Source organism: Embleya scabrispora DSM 41855, assembly GCF_000372745.1.
Lineage (GTDB): Bacteria > Actinomycetota > Actinomycetes > Streptomycetales > Streptomycetaceae > Embleya > Embleya scabrispora.
This window is the reverse complement of sequence record NZ_KB889662.1, coordinates 1-19,482: the sequence shown is the minus strand read 5'-3', so window position 1 is coordinate 19,482 and position 19,482 is coordinate 1. Positions and strand designations below refer to the sequence as shown.

Annotated in this window: 15 protein-coding genes; 8 read left to right on the top strand and 7 right to left on the bottom strand. The window is 72.7% G+C overall.

The features are described 5' to 3' along the window. Window positions 1-115 precede the first annotated feature (115 nt). The 3 genes from A3IC_RS0116475 (at window position 116) to A3IC_RS0116465 (ending at window position 2,844) form a co-directional block, all read left to right on the top strand. Window positions 116-817, top strand: coding sequence for an SDR family NAD(P)-dependent oxidoreductase (locus tag A3IC_RS0116475; protein ID WP_020551146.1), 702 nt, complete (start codon window positions 116-118; stop codon window positions 815-817). After that, complete coding sequence (locus A3IC_RS0116470; protein WP_020551145.1) at window positions 799-1,866, top strand: threonine aldolase family protein; 1,068 nt, start codon at window positions 799-801, stop codon at window positions 1,864-1,866. The genes A3IC_RS0116475 and A3IC_RS0116470 overlap by 19 nt, the downstream gene beginning before the upstream one ends. Window positions 1,867-2,094: 228 nt before the next feature. Then, a complete protein-coding gene (locus A3IC_RS0116465) occupies window positions 2,095-2,844 on the top strand; it encodes a hypothetical protein (protein WP_026218343.1) in 750 nt (249 codons plus the stop codon). A 34-nt stretch (window positions 2,845-2,878) separates the two neighbouring features. On the opposite strand, the gene A3IC_RS0116460 is transcribed toward A3IC_RS0116465, so the two are convergent. Next, window positions 2,879-6,235 carry a hypothetical protein gene (locus tag A3IC_RS0116460; RefSeq protein WP_026218342.1) on the bottom strand — a complete coding sequence of 1,119 codons (3,357 nt, stop codon included), beginning with the start codon at window positions 6,233-6,235 and terminating at the stop codon, window positions 2,879-2,881. A gap of 84 nt (window positions 6,236-6,319) precedes the next feature. On the opposite strand from A3IC_RS0116460, the gene A3IC_RS0116455 reads away from it, so the two are divergent. Beyond that, window positions 6,320-7,021, top strand: coding sequence for a hypothetical protein (locus tag A3IC_RS0116455; RefSeq protein WP_245599320.1), 702 nt, complete (start codon window positions 6,320-6,322; stop codon window positions 7,019-7,021). A 37-nt stretch (window positions 7,022-7,058) separates the two neighbouring features. Here A3IC_RS0116455 and A3IC_RS0116450 read toward each other — a convergent pair whose 3' ends face one another. The 3 genes from A3IC_RS0116450 to A3IC_RS54840 form a co-directional block, all read right to left on the bottom strand. Beyond that, on the bottom strand, window positions 7,059-7,598 hold the full coding sequence (locus A3IC_RS0116450) for a 2'-5' RNA ligase family protein (RefSeq protein ID WP_020551141.1): 540 nt from the start codon (window positions 7,596-7,598) through the stop codon (window positions 7,059-7,061). Between the two features lie 105 nt (window positions 7,599-7,703). Next, window positions 7,704-9,497: a cholesterol oxidase substrate-binding domain-containing protein gene (locus tag A3IC_RS0116445; protein ID WP_020551140.1), complete on the bottom strand. Its 1,794-nt coding sequence runs from the start codon at window positions 9,495-9,497 to the stop codon at window positions 7,704-7,706. 330 nt (window positions 9,498-9,827) lie between these two features. Beyond that, complete coding sequence (locus tag A3IC_RS54840; protein WP_020551139.1) at window positions 9,828-11,216, bottom strand: sensor histidine kinase; 1,389 nt, start codon at window positions 11,214-11,216, stop codon at window positions 9,828-9,830. Between the two features lie 269 nt (window positions 11,217-11,485). On the opposite strand from A3IC_RS54840, the gene A3IC_RS0116435 reads away from it, so the two are divergent. The 4 genes from A3IC_RS0116435 to A3IC_RS0116420 all read left to right on the top strand — a co-directional run bounded on the left by A3IC_RS0116435 (window position 11,486) and on the right by A3IC_RS0116420 (window position 15,665). Then, window positions 11,486-12,457, top strand: a complete 972-nt coding sequence (locus A3IC_RS0116435) for an alpha/beta hydrolase (RefSeq protein ID WP_040876738.1) — start codon at window positions 11,486-11,488, stop codon at window positions 12,455-12,457. Next, complete coding sequence (locus A3IC_RS0116430; protein ID WP_052173516.1) at window positions 12,450-13,583, top strand: acyltransferase family protein; 1,134 nt, start codon at window positions 12,450-12,452, stop codon at window positions 13,581-13,583. The genes A3IC_RS0116435 and A3IC_RS0116430 overlap by 8 nt, the downstream gene beginning before the upstream one ends. 67 nt (window positions 13,584-13,650) lie before the next feature. Next, complete coding sequence (locus A3IC_RS54835) at window positions 13,651-14,991, top strand: sensor histidine kinase (RefSeq protein ID WP_158695971.1); 1,341 nt, start codon at window positions 13,651-13,653, stop codon at window positions 14,989-14,991. Between the two features lie 5 nt (window positions 14,992-14,996). After that, window positions 14,997-15,665, top strand: coding sequence for a response regulator (locus tag A3IC_RS0116420; RefSeq protein WP_020551135.1), 669 nt, complete (start codon window positions 14,997-14,999; stop codon window positions 15,663-15,665). Between the two features lie 39 nt (window positions 15,666-15,704). Here A3IC_RS0116420 and A3IC_RS68700 read toward each other — a convergent pair whose 3' ends face one another. From A3IC_RS68700 to A3IC_RS0116405, 3 genes are all read right to left on the bottom strand, one after another. Next, window positions 15,705-16,685 (bottom strand): lactonase family protein, encoded by a 981-nt coding sequence (locus A3IC_RS68700; protein WP_020551134.1) that lies wholly within the window; start codon window positions 16,683-16,685, stop codon window positions 15,705-15,707. A 50-nt stretch (window positions 16,686-16,735) separates the two neighbouring features. Next, window positions 16,736-17,641, bottom strand: a complete 906-nt coding sequence (locus tag A3IC_RS0116410) for a GNAT family N-acetyltransferase (RefSeq protein ID WP_020551133.1) — start codon at window positions 17,639-17,641, stop codon at window positions 16,736-16,738. A 1-nt stretch (window position 17,642) separates the two neighbouring features. Then, window positions 17,643-19,482: hypothetical protein (locus A3IC_RS0116405; protein WP_020551132.1), on the bottom strand; the 1,840-nt coding region annotated here is incomplete at its 5' end.

Sequence of the window (19,482 nt, the reverse complement as noted above, 5' to 3'; positions counted from 1 at the left end):
CGCCGCACCCGGCTCGGCGAGGGTGCGCGCAACGAGGTCGCGGGGCCCGCCGGGCCCGCGCGGCGAGCTTGGGCAAGGCCGAGACGAACGGCACGGTGAACGAGGAGTGGGTGTGATGAACGGTCTCGACGGCGCGGTGATCGCGGTCGCGGGCGCGGGTGGGCCGACCGGACGCGCGGTGCTCGCCCGGCTGGCGCGGGCCGGTGCGCATGTGTACGGCGCGGACGCGGACGCCGAACGGTTGCGGGAGAGCGTGGACGCGGCGCCCGGCGCACACGGCGCGGTGGTGGACCTGCTCGACGTGGCCGCCACCCACCGGTGGGCGGCGGACGTCGAGCGCGAGCACGGGCGCGTGGACGGGCTCGTGCACCTGGTCGGCGGGTGGCGCGGGGGCAAGAAGTTCGGCGACAACTCGCTGGAGGACTGGGCGTTCCTGCACGACCTGCTCGTGCGTACCGTGCAACACACCAGCCTGGCCTTCCACGAGGCGCTCGCCCGCAGTGCGCGCGGGCGGTTCGTGCTGATCTCCGCGGCGGCGGCCGGCCGACCGACCCAGGGCAACGCGGGCTACGCTGCGGCCAAGGCGGCCGCGGAGACCTGGACGCTCGCGCTCGCCGACGCGTTCGCCGAGACGGACGCGGCGGCCACCATCCTCGTGGTCAAGGCGCTCGTCAACGACGCGATGCGAGAGGCTCGACCCAACGCCAAATTCGCCGGCTTCACCGACGTGGCCGATCTGGCCGACGAGATCGCCGGCCTGTGGACCACCGCGGCAATCGACCTGAACGGGAAAAGACTGTGCCTGAACGTTCCCTGACCCCGCGTCACGACCCCGACGCGCGCGGCTTCGCCAGCGACAACTACGCGGGCATACACCCCGAGGTGCTGGCCGCGATCGGCGCGGCCAACGGCGGGCATCAGATCGCGTACGGCGAGGACGTGTACACCGAGCACCTCACCGACGTCTTCCGTGCGCACTTCGGTGAACGCGCCCAGGTGTTCCCGGTGTTCAACGGCACCGGTGCCAACGTGGTCGGCCTCCAGTCGATGACCGACCGGTGGGAGTCGGTGATCTGCGCGGCGTCCGCGCACATCAACGTGGACGAGTGCGGGGCGCCGGAGAAGGTGGCCGGCCTGAAACTGCTCACCGTGGAAACTCCCGACGGCAAGCTCACCCCCGAACTCGTGGACACCCACGCGTGGGGCTGGGGTGACCAGCACCGGGCGCAGCCGCGTGTGGTCTCCTTCGCGGAGAGCACCGAACTGGGCACGGTCTACACGCCGGACGAGATCGCCGCGCTGGTCGCGCACGCGCACGAGAACGGCATGCTCGCGCACCTGGACGGCTCGCGTCTGGCCAACGCGGCCGCGGCGCTGGACGTGCCGCTGCGCGCGCTGAGCACCGACGTCGGTGTGGACGTGTTGTCCTTCGGCGGCACCAAGAGCGGCCTGATGTTCGGCGAGGCCGTCGTGGTGCTCAACCCCGACGCGGCGCGTGGCGTCGGGTATCTGCGCAAGGCCGCGATGCAACTGGCCTCGAAGATGCGCTTCGTGTCGGTGCAGTTCGAGGCGCTGCTCGCGGGCGACCTGTGGCTGCGCAACGCGCGGCACGCCAACGCGATGGCGACCCTGCTCGCGGAGAAGGTCGCCGACCTCGACGGCGTGACGCTGAGCCGGATGCCGCAGGCGAACGCGGTGTTCGCGGTGTTGCCCGCGGACGTCACCGAGCGCATGCAGAAGCGGTTCCGGTTCTATACGTGGAACGAGTCGATCGGTGAGGTGCGCTGGATGACTGCGTTCGACACCACCGAGGGTGACGTCGACGCGTTCGCGAGCGCGCTCGCCGAGGAGTTGGGCGCGCGGTAGGCCATCGGCACGGATGATCGGCGGGTCGGGGCTTGTTGCCCCGGCCCGCCTTTCGTCGGGCCGGTGCGAAGTTGCCGGCGAGACGCGCGGCCCGCCCGGCGCGGGATCCCGGGCACGCGTGTGCCCGTTCGCCCCGGTGGCACAGCGGGCGGGACCGGCTTGCCCTACAGTCCGAGCAGGTCGCCCGGCACGGGCGACCGGATCGCCGGGTGGGGGAGTGGAGTTCGGGTGAGCGCGGCCAAAGGCTTGGGAGCTTTGCTGCTGGTCGGGACGACGGTGTTGGGCATCGTCCTGTATTTCGTCAACGACACGTCGTTGGCCGATCTGTTGTCGCTGGGCGCGGGCGCGTTGTGCCTGTTCTGGCTGATCGCGGTGCTGACCGTGCCGTGGAATCTGTATTTTCGGGCCCGACAGCTGATCCAGGAGATCGCGATCAGCCGGGAGAAGGGCCTCGCGGTCCCGGAGGGGCGCGACCCGGAGGCGCGCCGGATCGCCCGTCGGTTGTTGTGGGGAGCGATCGGCGCGCATGTCGTCTCGGCGGCCGTGATCGCGGTGGTCACCTGGGCCTCCGGTGGCGTGGTCGGCTACTGGTTCGCCGGGTTCTACCTGCTCAGCACCCTGTTCCGACCCAGCCAGGCATACCTGGAGTACCTGGGTCAGCGGCTGCGGAACATGCTGCGCGAGGTGACCCATCCGCGTGAGGACGTGCTCGCGCTGATCGAGCGGGTCGGCACGTTGGAGCGCAGGGTCGACGGCCTGGACGAGCGGACCAGGGAACTGATCGAGACGGTCGGCTCGCTCAAGACCACGACCGGACAGGACGCCGAGCGCACGACCGAGCAATTCCACGCGACCGACCACAAGATCGACGCCCTCGGTCGGCGATTCGAGGACACCATCAGCCGGTTGACGGACAACCAGGAAGTGATCTCCGGAATCAAGGCGTTCCTGCGGCTGTTGCGCACCGAACAGAGCTGATCGCCCGATTCGGTGCGCTCGCCTCGCCGGCGGCTCAGGACGAGGTGGTGCGCATCGCCAACGCCGTCTCACGCACGTCCGGGTCCGGGTGCGCGCGCAACTCGCGCAGCAGCGCGCGCCACTCGGCCGGCCAACCGGCCCGGGCGCCGAGCGCCCGGACCAGCTCGCAGCCGAACAGTCCGGCCGCAAGGGCCGGATGCGCGGCCAGCGCGCGTGCGGCGGCCGCCGACGCGGCCGACTCGATCGGCGCGCCGGCCCGAGCGAGGCGATCACGCAGTACGCCGGCCGCGGCGATCGCGGGCAACGCCCGGCCGGCACACAGCTCGACCAGGTCGGTCAGTTCGGCCTCGACCGCGTCGCCCGTCAACGGCAGACCGGACGCGGTCAGCGTGGCCGCCTCGATCCGCAACTCCGGCACGGCGGCCAGCGCGGCGCGCACCGGGCGCAACACCGCGGCGGACTCGGCCGGGCTGTGCTCCGCCCACGCTCGCGCCCGGTCGAGCAGCACGGTCAGCCGCCGCCGGGCCGGTCGATCCCGATCCGGCTCGGCGTTCGGCGCGTCCGGTGCGCCGTCCTGTGCGATCAACGACGTGATCACGTCGAGGTAGGTCGTCGGTGCGACGCCGTCCGTGGTGAAGGTGTGCAGAGCGTCGGCCGCCTCGCGCCGGCCGATCGGGTCGGTCGGGTCCAGGACCGCGTTCGCGATCGCGGTGACACCGGCGGGCGAGTATCGGGCCCAGCGCGGGAAGGCCCGATAGGCGGCCCGCCGCACCTGGACGTCCTCGCTCGCACACGCGGCGGTGAGCAACTGCGCGTACCCGGGCCGCCAGGCCGGCGCCAGTGCGGCCGGCGGCCGGGCCACGATCGCCTGGGCCGCCTCCCGCGGACCCTCGATCCCCGCCCGCAGCACGGCCCACGACCGTTCGTCGTCCAGTCGGGTGGACAATCGGGCCGCGATGGCGCCACGCACGTCACGATGCTGATCCGGTGCCGACCACGCCTGCGCCAACAGCTCCACCGCGCCCGGCAGCGCCTCGCGCAACGCGATCCGGGCCGCCTCCTTGCGCGAGGTCACCTTGGCCGGCTCGAACAACACCCGGCGCAGCGCCGGTTCGAGCACGCTCGGCGCCACGTACCGGGCGGCGCGCGCCATCGAGTACGCGGCCACCCGGGCCCGGTCGTCGCCGACGTGTGCCAGCAGGATCGGCAGTGCCGCGCCGGGGTCGTCGGTATGGGTGAGCCCGCTCAGTGCGGCCTCGACCAACGGCACCTCGGTGGCGGTCAGATAGCGCAGCAACTCCGGGCGGCCGAACCGAGGCACCCGGGCCAGCCGACGGATCGCGTCCACCCGGGTGTCGCCGTGCTGGCGGACGTCGTCGGCGAGTTCGACCAAGCGCGCCGCATAGGCGCGCTGTTGCCTGGGCAACAGCCGGGCCATGGCCTCGAACGGCAGGTACGGAATCCACCGCACGCCACGCGTGGCGAATCGGCCACGCAACGTGCGGCCGTCGAGGTAGCCGTCGAGCAGGTCGGTCCGCCGCTGGGCGAGCGCGCGCAGGACCACCGGCAGGGTCGCTGTCGACTCGTCCCGGCCGATCAGCTCGGCGACCCGTTCGGCGCGCCGCCGCGGATCGGCCAACCAGAGCGAGATCGCGGTGCTCGCGACGGCGTCCGACCCGGCGCCGGTGGCCTCGTGCAGGATCTCCTGCAACGGCTCCAGTGCCCAGGCCCGCCGGCCCAGCGTCCCGGCGAGGGCGAAGGCGAGCCACAGGTCGCCCCGGGCGACCTGGGCCCGAATCCACGGCAGCAGTGCCTCCAGGATCTCCCGCTCGCGACCTCGGCGCAGATTGTCGGCGAGCCCGGCCAGGCGGATCGTGCCCGACCGGCCCGCCACCCGCTCGAAGGTGGTCAGCGACCAGCCGGTCAACTCCGGTGCGCCGCCCACGACATGATGGGTCAACAGCCGTCCGGCCAGGTCTGTCAGCGCGGCTCGGGTGCGATAGGAGGTGTCCCGCGCCTCCAGTGTGTCGCGCACCAACTCGGTGAGCACGTCCACCGCATCCGCGCCGAACAGGCGCGGATGCGCCTCGGCGATCGCCGACAACGCGGCCCCGCGCACCGGGTCCTGCTCGTTGCGCAGTCGGGTCAGTGTGCGCAGCGTCGCGCCGAACTGCTCGAGGTCACCGGACCGGGCCGCACACGCGATCAGCCGCCGATAGCCCTCGGCTCGGGCACCGGCGTCGGGCAGCCGGGTGGTCGCGGTGAGTTCGGCTCGCGCCTCGGCGAGCGGCAGGTAGGCGAGCAGGGGCAGCCGACGCGGTTCGTCGGCCGCGATCGAGGGCAGCGCGAGCATCCGACGCGCCTCGGCATGGCGACGCGCGTGCGGGAGCACGTCGAGCAGGGCACCGCCGAGCAGGTCCCGGCTGCGATCCCGGTCGGCGTGTACGGCGTCGAGGAAAGCCGAGCGCAGGCTCGGTGCCAGCGCCTTGAGCAGCCGGACCGTGCTCGCCTCGTCGTCGCGCACCGCGCGGCCCAGCGCGAGCAGTTCGGCGGAGCCGGGACCGGCGGCGGCCAGTCGGCGCAGCGCGCTCGTGCTCACCCCGGACAACGTGCGACCGCGCCGCTCTGAGGCGGCGAGCAGCCGCAGCACCCGGGCCCGATCGGCGGTGACGAACGGCTGGACGCCGCCGACGAAGGCCCAGGGCAGCGGCCCGCGGGTGGGGTGACGCTCGATCAGGTCGAGCACCCGATGCGGGAACCGTTCACCGGCCGCGACCACACCGGCGCAGTGCCGAGCCCACCACCCGTCCCGGTCCGAGACGGGCAGGGCGGCCAGCCGGCGCTCCGCGTCGTCCAGGCCCAGTGCCGGATACCGGCGCACGAACGTGTCCCAGACCCGGTCGACGTGGCCGAGCACCCCGACGTACTCGGCCGCCGCGGTGGGACCGCACGCCGGCAGCACCCGGGCCGCCTCGGTCGGTCCGCGCACCGCGAGCACCCGCGCGATGAGGCGATCCGCCGGCGCGGTGCGCCGGCCCGTGCGGATGGTGCGGTAGATCGTGTCGCGCAGCGCCGAGGGGGCGTCGTCCAGCAAATCGGCCAACACCGCGTCGGGCACCGGGAGCGTCCGGGCCGCGCTCACCGCGCGCCGGGCCAGGGCGAGATCACGATCGCGGGTGGCCCGCACCACGTACTCGACGTCACCCGCGACGATCGCCATGGTCAACGCGAGCCCGCGCTCGTAGCCGGTGGGGCCGGCCAACTCCCCCAGCATTGTCGGTAGTTCGGCCGAGTCGCGGAGTTGCCGGGCGACGCGGGCGATCTCCCGCGTACGTTCGCGGTGGGGCAGCGCGTCCAGGGTGCTGGCGAGTTCTTCCGCTCGGGTCGGCATGCGGGCCATTATGCGGAGCCGAGCAGGTGGCCCGCGCTCCGATTATTCCCGGTGCCCTCCGCGGCCTGCTGCGAGGATGAAGCGGTGCACGCGTCGACCGAAACCACGAAGACCAGCCGGGCCCACCGAGCCGGCGACGAGCTCCGCGCCTTCCCCGCGGACCTGGTCGGGGAGTTCGAGACACACGTCACGGTGGGTACGGACGACGTGGACACACTGGCTCGCAGGGCCGGTGGATACGGGGTCGGGCTGACCCACATCGTGCTCGCGCGCGGGCGCACGACGTCCCAGCCGATGCTGACCGAACGGGCGACCACGACCCTGGCCCGGGCCCGCGAGCGAGCCGCCGCGTTGGCGGTGGTGCTGCGCCGGGACGGATACGCGGTGACCCGGACCAAGATCGAGGCGGCGCCGTGGCATCCCGGCGTGCCGCGCACGGACGCGGACGCGCGTGCGCTCGGGCCCGACCTGTACTTCGAGCACCACCTCAAGCTCGTGTTGACCCGGGATGCCGACTTGGCCGCACTGGCCGCCGAGGTGGTCGGGCACGGCGCGCACCTGTCGCACAACGCGCGTCGCGTCCGGGCGGACGGGCGATCCGAACGGTTCGTCACCCAGCGCTGCCACCGGGTCGGCGACGAGTTTGCCGCAGCCGCGGCGGCGGCCCTGGTGAGCGCGCTGACCGGGTACGAAATCGCCTCGGTGGAACGCGAGTTCGTCGTCCACGACGACAACGGTGCGTTGGATGACGGCTGGCTCGACGGCGCCGGCGCCAACGCGCGGTGACGACCCGGCCGGCCCAGGCCGGCCCGGTCGAGTCGGGTCACTCCTCTGTCGGCGCGGCCCGGTCGGCGGGCGGCAGGTCCTCGGCCGAGTCGGTGGCATGGTCGTAGCTGCGCGCGCCGGTCAGCACGGCCGGCATGGCGGGCCGTCCCCGAAGCAGCCGCCACGCGCGCTCCTGCCACGCGTCACCGGGGCGCAGCGTGCGCGCGAGCGTGACGTGCGGGGTCCAGACCGCCGGGTGGTGGTACGGGTTCGGCGCATCGATGATGCGCCACACCCGCAGTTGAAGTGCGAGCAGCGCGTCGGTCGGCGACACCTCCCACGCGACGGTGCGCGATCTGCCACCGAAGCGCACCGGGCGGGTGAACTCCACCTCCAGGGGCAGTGCGGTGAGCGCCTCGGCGAGTGACGCGCGCATCGGGTCGGTGAGTTCGGGACATGTGCCGAGGGTGAGGTGCGGGCGGTTGGCGGCGGACGGCCGCAGCCCTTGCCCGGGCAGGCCGAGCTCGGCCAACTCGTCCCACACCCGACGGACCGCCAGTTCGGTTGGTTCGTCCAGGGTCAGTTCCACGGTGCGCACCGCAAAACGGTACCTCCCCGCCCGGCCGGGACCGGGTGGGGAGGGCGCCGCGCGGGTCGCTCCGCGGCAGGCGGGTGACCGGGGCCGGGTGCCGGGATGGTGCCGTCAGGGCAGCAGGACGTCGAGGAAGGAGTTGGAGAAGATCCGGCCCGGGTCGTACTTGGCGAACGTGGCTCGGGCGGCGTCGAAGTTGCTCGTCGTGGGCAGGCCGGTGCGGAAGGAATTCGGGATTCGGCCGGTCACGGCAGCCGTGTCGGTCCACGCGCCGCCGACCCCGTACGCCCAGCCCTTGGACCACTCCGGCCGCACGCACGCGTAGTCGCCGGTGTAGTTGCCCCAGATCCAGGCATCCATCTGCTGGTAGAAGTCGTGGTTGGCGGGCGTCCCGGGCAGGGTGGCCACATCCAGCCAGACCACCGTGTCCCACTCGGGGTGGTCGGGGCGCGGGCGGGCGGCGGACAACGTCGGCTCGACCGCGTTCGCGGTGACCACCTCGCTCGCCCGGTCGACGCCGGTCACCCGCAGCTCGATCGGACTGTTGCACGGATACTGGCCGTTGGCCTTGTACGCGCCCAACAACGCCGTGTACTTGGCGAAGAACTCGTTGAGCACCCGCTGCACGTCGGCCCGCGCGGTCAACACCGCCCAGCCGCCCTCGTGGATGCGCAGTGTGGTCGGTTCGACGAAGAGCTGGGTGTTCTTCGACCACCCCCAGACGTCCCAGGTCCAGGTCACGATCAGGCCCGAACCCACCACCGCCATCTCGGCGTTGGTGAACACCTCGGTGGCGCTCACATTGCCGGTGGCGATGTCGGCGAGGAAGTGGGCCTGGTCCTCGGTGACGAAGTTGGCGAACGTGTACGGATACGGACTGTCGATCCGGGTGGAGACCCACGGCTTGCTCGGTGCCACGCTCCACACCTTGAGCCAGGGCACGGTGGTGAACGGGAACCAGATCACCTCGACCCGGCCCGAGTCGCGGATGTAGTCGGCGAGCTTCTTGCCGCCGCCGCCGGGTGGGCCCAGCAGCGTGCCGATCTGGTCGTGGTAGAAGTTCTGGCAGCGCAGCCTTTGATTCGCGTTGGTCTGGAGGGTGACCTCGGTGACGAAGGCGCGGCCCAGGTGGACCAGGAACGGGCCGATCTCCGGGTCGTTGCGCTGGAAGGTCTTGAGTACGTAGGCGCCCGCGGCCTGGTCCCACACCACCGCGGTCAGCGACAACACCAGATTGCTCAGCGTGCCGTAGGTGCCGCCCTGGGGCAGGGTCTCGCCCGGTGTCGGGATCCCGCTGCCGTGCGCGCCGATGGCCAGTACGCCGCCCACGCTCAGTTTGCCCGGCGCCGTGGTCGCGATCATCCCGCGCCCGGCCTGCTCCAATTGGGTCAGCAGGCGCTCGACGCTGCACCCGGTCTGCACGGTCACCGTGGTGGGCGATCCCGGGTTGACCACCAGCGCGGTCAGATTCTGCGTGGTGTCGACCAGCAGGGTGTGCGAGGTGTCCGCGCCGGCGGGGATCAGGATCGGCGACCAGTTGTGGCTCATTCCGCGCGGGCGCAGCCGATAGCCGTTGGCCCGCGCCCAGTTCGCCAACACCACGACATCCGAGGGGCGCGCGGGTACCGCGGTCCAGACGTCGTCGGCGCGCAGTTCGCCGGACCAGTTCCGGTACTGCTGCACGCCCAGCGTGATGCCGGGCGGGAAGTTCGGCGGAGCGGGCGCGGCGCCCGCCCGGGTCGCCGGGATCAGGCCGACGGGAGTCCACCCGGTCGCGGCCAGTGCGGCGGCGCCGGCGATGCCGCCCAGGATCGCCCGGCGCGAGGGTACGCCGGGCAGGGGGTTCGACGCGCCGGCCGGGGGGTCGGTGGGGTGATCCGGATTCGTGTCGCTCGGTCGTGGCATCAGGTCGCCTTTCGGGGCGTCCCGAGGGCCTGCAGCCCGGGGGAATTCGACATGCGGAAGCGGAGATTCCGATTCCGGACGATCGATATGCTGCGGTGCCGACTTACCTGGTGGATCGCGATGTCGGTGCTGCGCCGTGTCCGGTGCGCGTGCCCGGCTCCACGACGTGACGGCGTGCCTGGACGGTGCGATGCCGAGTCGGCGCCCGCCGCCGGCGGCCCGCGATGTGGCTGGCCCGAGGGTCCATCCGAGGGCTTGCCAAGTCAACACCCAAGCGCCGGTGACACGTGTCGAGGATGCGGAAACGGGCGCCGCCGGTTCCGCCGGGTATCAGCCGGTTTCGGGGCGTGACCCGGTGAGCACTCCGGGTGCCGATTCCGGTTCCTCCTGCGATCGGCGCACGGCCGGTCGCTGTGCTCGGCCGGCGACCCGCAACGCATGCGATCGCGTCGGCCGCTCGGCCGCGCCGGGCGATTCGACCGGGTCCGACGCCGCGGCGCGCTGCGGCGGGGTCGGGCCCGGTGTCGGCCGGTTCGTCGGCTCGCCCGACTCCGCCGGCGCGAGGGGCAGCCGCGCGTCCAACGCGAAACCGCCGTTCGGCCGCGGGCCCGCACCGAAGGTGCCGCCGGTCAACTCGATCCGCCGGGCCAGGCCGACCAGTCCGGTGCCGCCGGCGCCCAGTTCGATCTCGCGAGGACGGGTGGCCGCGGTGTTGGTGACGGTGATCCGCACCTCGGTGGGGGCATACCGGAGCAGTACGCGGACGAAGGCGCCGGGGGCGTGCTTGTGCACGTTGGTCAGCGACTCCTGGACCACCCGATACGCGGTGCGCACCACCACCGGCGAGGCGGGCCGCACGCTGCCCTCCACGTCCAGCCGCACATCCACACCCGCCGCGAGCGACTCGTCGACCAGGGCGGACAGGTCGAGCACGGCGGGCTCCACCGGAGCTCCCGCGTTGCGCTCCTCGGCGGTGCGCAACACCGCGACCAGGTCCCGCAGTTCGGCCAACGCCTGACAGCCGGTCGAGCGCAGGTCCTCGGCCGCCGAACGGGTCGCGTCGTCGGGCGCGCGCGAGCGCATGGCGCCGGCCTGCAAAACCATCAGGCTGACCCGGTGCGTGACGATGTCGTGCATGTCCCCGGCGAGCCGGTTGCGCTCCTCCTCGCGGGCCTGCTCGGCACGCAACTCCTGTTCCCGCTCCGCGCGTTCGGCGCGCTCGCCGAGCGCGGCGATGAGTCGGCGGCGGGAGGCGATGTACAGGCCGTAGCACGCGGGAGTGAGGATCGCGAGCATGTTCGCGGTGCCGTTGCCCAGATCCCGCCAATCCCACGGGTGCCAGGTGGCCACGCACAGCACCCCGATGGTCAGCCACATCCTGCGCCGATCGCTCACGTACACCGCGACGGCGTAGGCCGCGAAGCAACCGCCCAGGGCCTGCTCCCGCAACAGCGTGAGCGCGGCGATCCACGCGCACAGCACGGGATGCCGCCGCCGGATGACCAGCACCAGCCCGGCGATCAACTCGACGGCGAAGGACATCCGGGCGCCGGCGTCGGTGAAGTCGCCGCCCGAATCCCGAAGGTGCTGGGCGAAGTTGAGCCCGGCGGTGAGCGTCCCGACCGAGACCGCGAGTGTGACGTCGAAGACGCGCGAGCGTCGGGCCGGGGACCAGGACGGGAACGGGCGGCGGGCCGACTCGACGGGGCGAAAAGTCACGGATTCAACGGTAGCCGGCCTGGGCCGGCGCGCGTCACCCCAGCGGAGGAGAGCCGGGGTGGTACCTGAGGCTCGCCCCCGCGTCGGCCGGTCCGCCGCCGCGTGAATCGCGGGCAGGCATGCCCATCGCGGTTTGTCCGGTTCGGTGGCGCGCGGCTGACCCGCGTAGTCCTCGAGAGCTACCCGTCGAGTCCACTCCCTGGCGCGACGCAGGCTACCGACGCCCATTCCTAGCTTCGTGTCCGGTACTTCGAGGACGGGAGCGGGACATGCGGGGTCGACTGCGAATGGGCTTGGTCGCGGCGCTGGTGGCCGGAACGTTGGCCGGACCCGGCGTCGGCGCGGCGCAGGCCGCGGCACCGAAGCCGCCGACGCTGCCCGCGATGTCCGCGGCGACCCTGGTCGAGCGCTACACGGCCAATCAGCGGGCCATCGCCGAGGCGGCCGGCCTGGCCCGGGACACCGGACACGCGGGACGCGCGGACCACCTCGCGCGGATGGCCGACCCGGCCCGGACCTTCCTGGCCTTCGACGGCCGCGCCGGCCGGGTCCGCGCGGTCGAGGTGCTCGGCGACCTGGCCGGCGCGGACCGGATCGCGGTCCTGGTTCCGGGCAGCGACAGCGACCTGGACCACTTCGACACCCGCGGCGACAAGCCGTACTCCACGCCCGCCGGCGGCGCCCGCGCGCTGTACGACGAGATCCGCGCCCAGGACCCGAGCGCGCGGGTCGCGGTGATCGCCTGGCTGGGCTATTCGCCGCCGCACACGATCAGCCTCGACGTGCTCACCACCGGCCGAGCCGACGACGGCGCGCGCGAGCTGCGCCGATTCGTTGCCGGGCTCTACGCGGTGGCGCCGGCCGCGCAGCTCTCGCTGCTGTGCCACTCGTACGGCTCGGTGGTCTGCGGGCGGGTGGTCTCCCGAATCGACGTCGCCGACTTGGCCGTGTTCGGCAGCCCCGGGCTGGGCGTGGGCGACCGGGACGAACTGGGCACCGGCGCCCGGGTCTGGGCCGGGCGGGGCGGCTCGGACTGGATCGACCTGGTGCCCAACGTGCGCATCCCGTTCTTCGACACCACCGTCGGTTTCGGCGCCGACCCGACCGCGGACGGCTTCGGCGCCCGCGAGTTCGCGGCCGGCGGCGGTGGCCACTCCGACTACCTGCGGCCCGGTGGGCCGGCCCTGCACAACCTCGCGCTGATCGCGCGCGGCCGCGCCACGGAGGTGACCCATGCGTGAACCCGGCGTCCTGGTTCGTCGGATCGAAAGCTCGACACCGGTGGAGCGCGAGCGTGAGGTGGACGGCCTGCGGGCGATCGCCATCCTGGGCGTCGTGTTCGGCCACTGGATCGTCACGGGCGTGTACGCGGGCGCCGACCACTGGCAGACCGACAGCCCGCTGCGACACCTGCCCGACTATGCGCCGCTCACCTGGCTGCTCCAGCCGCTCGCGGTGTTCTTCCTGGTCGGCGGGTATGTGGCCGCGCAGTCCCAGGCGCGCGCGGACCGCTACCGACCGTGGGCCCGGCGGCGGATGATCCGGCTCGGCCGGCCGATCGCCGCGCTGCTCGTGGTGTGGACCGTCTCGATGGCGCTGCTCGCCGACTTCGTGGCCGGCGAGACCCTGTACACGGTCGGCAGACTCGTGCTGTCACCGCTGTGGTTCGTGCTCGTCTACGCGGGCCTGACCGCGCTCACCCCGCTCGTGGTCCGGCTCGGCCGGACCGGGCCCGTGCTCGCGATCGGCACGGTCCTGGCGGTGGACCTGATCCGCTTCGCCGCCGACGGGCCGGCGGTGGTCGGTTGGCTCAACGTGCTCGCCGGGTGGCTCGTCCCGTACAGCCTGGGCGTGCTCTGGGCGGGGCCGCACCGGGCGCGGATCGAGCGGCTCGGCGGCCCGCTGCTGGTGGCGGGCACGATCGCCTGTGCCGGGCTGATCCGCTACGGCGGATACCCGGTCAGCATGGTGGGTGTCCCGGGCGAGGCGATCTCCAACCTGAACCCGCCCACGTCGGCCGCGGTCGCCTTCGGCCTGGCCCAGTGCGGGCTCGCGCTGCTGGTCCGAGCCCCGCTGCGGCGGGCACTGCGCCGGCACCCGCGTACGTGGGCGGTGGTCGCGCTGGTCAACCTGTCCGCGATGACGGTGTTCCTGTGGCACCAGAGCGCGATGCTCGCGGTGACCTCGCTCGGCATCGCGCTCGGTGGGCTGCCCGGCCTGGGCACGGTGCCGGACGAGGTGCCCTGGGTCGGGGCGCGCATCGGGTGGATGCCGGTGTTCGCGGGCGTGCTGCTCGGATTGTGGGCGGTGTTCCATCGCTGGGAAACGGGCGCCCCGGGCCGCGGCGACCCCCGGAGTAACTCCTGAGAGGGACACCCCGGATCACCCGGGGCGGGGATGCCGCGCACCGGCGGCGCCTCGTAGCCTGCTGCGAGTGAGCGTCGAGGCGGGCAGAGCGAAGCGAGTGGGCGATGCCGGGGCGTTCGACGTGGCCGGCGGTGCTGCGGCTCGGGCCGGTCGGGTGAACCGAGGGTTGACCGCGCTGCGCGAGGACCTGTTCGACGTCCGGGTCCGGACCAAGCGCCCGCCGGCCCCGTTCAGCAGCGTGGCGGTCGCGCGCGGCCTGCTCTACGCGGCGGTCGTGATCACCGTGGGCATCCAGGGTGCGGTCCTGGCGGGTTACCCCGGGGTGTCCGGCGGCCTGGCCTTCGTGCTGGGCCTGGCCACCGGTGTGCCGATCCTGCTCGCGCCGCAACGGCCGCTCGTCGCGTGGTGGATGTCGCTCGGCGCGACGGTGGCGTGTGCCCTCGCCGGCGAGTCGAACGGGCACGACCACATCCAGTGGCCGTGGACGGCCGTGGGTATCTTTGCGCAGGTCGTGGTGATGGCCTACGTGGCCTTCCACGCCCGGCTGCGCATCGTTGTGGAGACGTGGATGATTACCGCGCTGCTCGGCCTGGTGCTGGTCCGCAACGCGCAGCACGACCCTTCGCACTGGGGCACGATGCCGGCGGTCGCGATGCTGACCGCGATCGTGATGGTGGTCGTGGTCGCCTTCCGGGGGCGCAGCGACGCGCGCCGCCAACTCGCGCTGCAATCCGATCTGACCGCCACCGAGCGCGAGCGCAGCGCGCTCCTGGAGGAACGTGCGCGGATCGCCCGTGAGTTGCACGACGTGGTCGCACATCACATGTCGGTGATTGCGATCCAGGCCGAGGCGGCCCGGTATCGGGTCGCCGACCCACCGCCCGAACTGGTCCGGAGCTTCGTCACGATCCGCGCCAACGCGGTCGACGCGCTTGCCGAACTACGCCGCGTACTGGGTCTGTTGCGCACCGAGCAGGAGGGCGGCGAGTTCGACGGGCAGGGCCGGCCGGCTCCGCTGCCCACCCTGGAGCGGCTGCCCGAGCTGATCGAGAACGTGCGCGCGGCCGGTATGACGGTGGACTGCGTCACGGTCGGCGTCCCGCGCCCGTTGCCACAGGGCGTCGACCTGTCCGCCTATCGGATCGGCCAGGAGGCACTGAGCAACGCGCTGCGGCACGCACCCGGTGCCCGGGTGCGGGTCGAGGTCGCGTACGTACCGACCGGGATCGGTCTGCGCGTGTACAACGAGCCCGCGCCGCACCCCGAAGCACCCGCGCGGGACGGCTCCGGACACGGCGTGATGGGCATGCGCGAACGGGCGGCGATGATCGGCGGCACCCTCGAGGCAGGGCATACTCCCGACGGGGGCTACCACGTGGACGTCTTCCTGCCGACCGAGGAGCAGTGACATCGATGGCCATCCGGGTACTGATCGCCGACGACCAGATGATGGTCCGCGAGGGTTTCTCCGTCCTGCTCGGCGCGCAGCCCGGGATCGATGTGGTCGGCGAGGCCGTGCACGGACGCGACGCGGTCGAGCAGGTCGCCGCACTGCGCCCGGACGTGGTGCTGATGGACGTGCGGATGCCGGTGCTGGACGGGCTGGCCGCGACCCGCGAGATCACCGCCGACCCGGGCGGTACGACCCGGGTCCTGGTGCTGACCACGTTCGACCTGGACGAGTACGTCTACGAGGCGCTGCGCGCGGGTGCGAGCGGATTCCTGCTCAAGGACGCCTCGGCGCTGCAACTCGCGCACGCGGTACGGGTGGTGGCCGCCGGCGATGCGCTGCTCGCGCCCACCGTCACGCGCCGGCTGATCGCCGAGTTCGCCCGACTCGGCCCACCCACCGGCGGGCCGCGCGCCCGGGTCGAGCAACTCACCGAGCGGGAGACGGAGGTGCTCTCGCTGATCGCGCAGGGGTTGTCCAACGCCGAGATCGCCGCGCGGTTGGTGGTCGGCGAACAGACCGTCAAGACGCATGTGAGCCGACTGTTGGCCAAGCTGAATCTGCGCGATCGCACCCAGGCGGCGGTGTTCGCGTACGAGAACGGCGTGGTGCGGGCGGGCGAGGGGCGCTGATCCGGGCGGCCGGGATCCGTGGGCCAGGCACGTGTCGGCTCAGCCCCGGCGGGGTCGGGGTGCCTTCGGGCGCAGCCGGCGGAGCGGCAACAGGCAGCGCGGATCGCGGGTGCGCAGCGCCGTGCCGAGGGGGCGCAGCATGCCGGTGCCGGGGGTCCAGCGGAACGCGCCGACGGCATCGGCGTCGGGCAGGGCCGCGTACAGCAGGTCGCCGACGAACGCCAGGTCCTGCGGGTCGGCGCCGCCGGCGGGCAGGTCGGACATCGGGTGCGGGGCGGCCGTGGCCAGGGTGGTGATCGTGCCGGGGCCGCGGTTGGCCGCGTACACGTGCGCGCCGTCGGGGGAGGTGACGATGGCCGAGGGCAGGCCCGGCGCGGCGAGCGGATGGCGGGTCAGATCGGGCAGGCTCAGGATCGCCGGGTCGAGCTCGCCCAGCAGCCAACGGCCGCTGAGGTGACGGGGTCCGGTGCCGGTCGGGACGCGGTGCGTGGAGCGCAGCCGAAGTCGGCCCGCGCTCAGCCGGTAGGTGAGCAGGACGTCGCCGCCCAGGTCGACGACGGTGAGCGTGTCGTGGTCCTCGAACACGACCTGGTGGGGATGCGCCGCGGATTGCCGCTTCGGGTGCGCCCTCGACCCCGGCCCGGGCAGGGCGACCTGCTCGCTCACGCCCGCGAGCGAGCCGTGTTCGTCGAGGCGATGCACGATCAGGTCGCCGCTGCCGTAGTTGGCCGTGATCAGATGCCCGCCGTCCGGGCAGACCGCGAGATGGCACGGGACCGAGCCGCGCGAGGACGCCCGATGGCGAAGTCGCGGGTCCGGGCCCGGCTCGATCACGGTGATCGAGCCGTCGAGTGCCTCGTCCACGCCGTAGACCAGATCCAGGCGCGGATGAGCGGCCGCGTACGCGGTGCGCACCGGGAGCGGCGACCCGGTCTCGACCAGCGTGCCGGTGTCCGGATCGGCTTCGCACACCACGGTGGTGTCGGCGCCGATCAGGATCGGTGCCCGGCTCGGCGGCACGGGGTGATTCCTCGCCGAGCCGGGCGGTGTGCGAGCGTCCTGACGATCCATCAGAACGCATCCCCCAGCCAGTGGATCGCACCGGGGGCGGTGACCGTGGCGCGCACTCGCGCCCGGTCGCTCTGGATCGGCCGGGCCAGGCCGAACGTGGTGTGGCCGGTGCTCAGATCGGTGAGCAGCGTGCCGATCGCCCGGGTGAGCGCCGCATCGATCGGCACCCGCAACGTCACCACCGTGCCCGGGCCGCCGAGTTCGCACAGCGCCTGACGCAACAGCGCGGGCAGCGCGTACGGACGGCCCGGGCCGCAGGCCAGCTCGACCACCTCGCCGGCGTCCGGGCGCACCACCGCGTAGTCGCCGTCCTCGGTGACCAACACCCGGGCGGGCGTGGCGTACCAGTGCGGGAAGCGGTGCGCCCAGTCGGCCGACGAACGCACCGTGGTCAGCGCCCGGTTCGCATTCGAGGCGGCGTGCGCCGCGACCATCCGGGGCAGGTCGGCGGGCTGCGCCAACCGCACCCGAAGGTCGCCCCACCCGGCTTCGGGACCGGCCACGCCGCGCAGGTACGGCGCCGGGAACGTCTCCCATCCGGACCCGGTGTACACGCCCGGTGTGCCGCTGAACATCAGCGACCACGCGCAGCCGTACCGGGTCATGTCGTCGATCGCCATCGCCAGCAGCCGGCGGATCAGTCCCCGGCCGCGTGCCCGGGGTGCACTGGCCACGCTGCCCACGCAACCGACCACCGCGACTCCGCCCGCCGCGTCGCGGATCGCGCGGGGCTGCCAGTGCAGGACGGCGAGAATCGTGCCCTCGTCGGCCGCGACCAGGGTGCGGCGGTGCCGGCCCGGGTCGTGTGCGTGCAGTGCCGGCAGACCGGGCGCGTCCGGGAAGGCCACCGCCCACAGGGCGTGCAGCGCCGGGTCGTCGGCCGCGGTGGTGGTGCGCAGTTCCATCTCAGATCGCCAGGTTCCCGGTGGTGACCACTCGTGCGCCGTCGGCCGGCAGCGCGGTCCGGGTGACGCCGTCCTCCACGCACGTGGTGTGCAGCACCGACGACGCGCCGGCGAACGCCTGCGGGCGCAGCTCCAACCGGCCGCCGGTGAACCGGGTTCCGGTGGCCATCCAGTGGTTGACCCCGGAGTCCAGGCGGACGTGTGCGCCGTCGGTGGTCGACGCCGCATCGTGCAACTGCCAGCGTGCCACGCCCGTTCCGGCGGCCCGGGACAGCAGCGCGCCGGCGCCGTTGCCGCCGGTCATCCGGGTGCCGGCACTCACGTGCACGCTCTGGTCGCGGACCGCGGAGAGCAGTACGCCGGTGTTGCTCAGCGTGCTCGCGGTCAGCCGCAGCACGGCCGAGCCGACCTCCAGCGGCGCGGCCGCGGGCGAGGCCCCGACGATCGTGCACCCGTCGAAGTCGACCTCGCCCGAGCCGCGCAGGATCGCACCGTCCACGCCGGTGAACGTGCAGTCCCGAAAATGCACGGTGTTGGTCACCGGAGTCTGTACGAGCACCTGCTTCGCGGGCAGGTCGAACGTGCAGCCCTCGATGGTGTTCGGCCGGGTCGAGCGGGCCGAGCGTTGTCCGATCGCGAACGTACGGGCCACGCACCCGCGCAGCTGCACGCCGTCCGCGTTCACCTGGAGCGTGCCGCCCGGGTCGAACGTCGGCCGGGGGACCACCCGGACGTTCTCCAGGGTCAGGTCGGTGATCTTCGTGCCCGCGACGAACCACGAGCAGGTGTGGTCGCGCACGGTGATGCGCTTGGCCGAAGTTCCCCACAGAACACCGGAGTTGGCGATGTCCATCAGCCCGGAGTTGCCCTCGAAGAGCAGGTCGTGCTCGTACTGGCCGTGCGTGGTGAACGGATTGCCGCCCTGGTCGTCGCCGTCGCCGTGGCAGTTGACCACGTGACAGTAGGCGGACGCGGTCAGGTCGTTCAGGTGCCGGGCGTTGCTCGACACGCAGTCCTCGACCCGGCCGTACAGGCAGTAGATCTGCTGGGTCAGGTAGCCCGCGCCGCCGTACATCACCGTCGGCGGGTTCTTCAGCGAGGAACGCGCGGTGTGGAAGTGGGTGCACCAACGGCGCATGATCACCGGCCAGAACGACCCGGTGGCCTCGATCCCGCTCACGTCGCAGCGCACCGCGTACTCGTAGGCGATCGGATGCGAGCCGGTGTACTCGTCGTCGTTTGGGCCTGCTCCGAAGAACACCATGTTGCGCACGTCCGCGCGCCGGACCGGTTCGACCCGGGTCCAGGTGATGCCGCGTCCGGCGGCCAGTTCCCAGCCGTTGAGATAGTCCACCCGGATGTGCTTGCCGTCGACGATCTGGGTGATCTCGACAAGCTTTTGCAACTCGCGCTCGTAGGTGCCGCCACCGGCGATCGCATCGATCTCGACCGTCCACCACTCGCCGACCTTGAACGCGCCCGAGTCGGGGACTGGGAAGGCGTCGGTGAGTTCGATGACGGTCTCGGCCAGCGGGTACTTGATCACCGTGTCGGTGACCTTGCCCTTGAAGTACAGGACGGCGCCGAAGGGGTTGTCGTGGGTGTTCTTCTCGATGCCGGTGGTGCGGACGGTGTGTCCGCCGAAGTCGAGCACGATCCGGGAGCGGCCGAAGGTGTGCCGTTTGACGAACAGCAGGTCGCTGTGCGCTTCGACGCGGTGGACGTACGGGTCGTTGACCATCGCGTCCAGCGCGGCGTCGGCGGGGACCTTGTCGTCCAGGATGCCGAACCGGCGGAAGTCCATCACCCCGTCGTGCACCTGGATCCAGCGACCCTCGCGC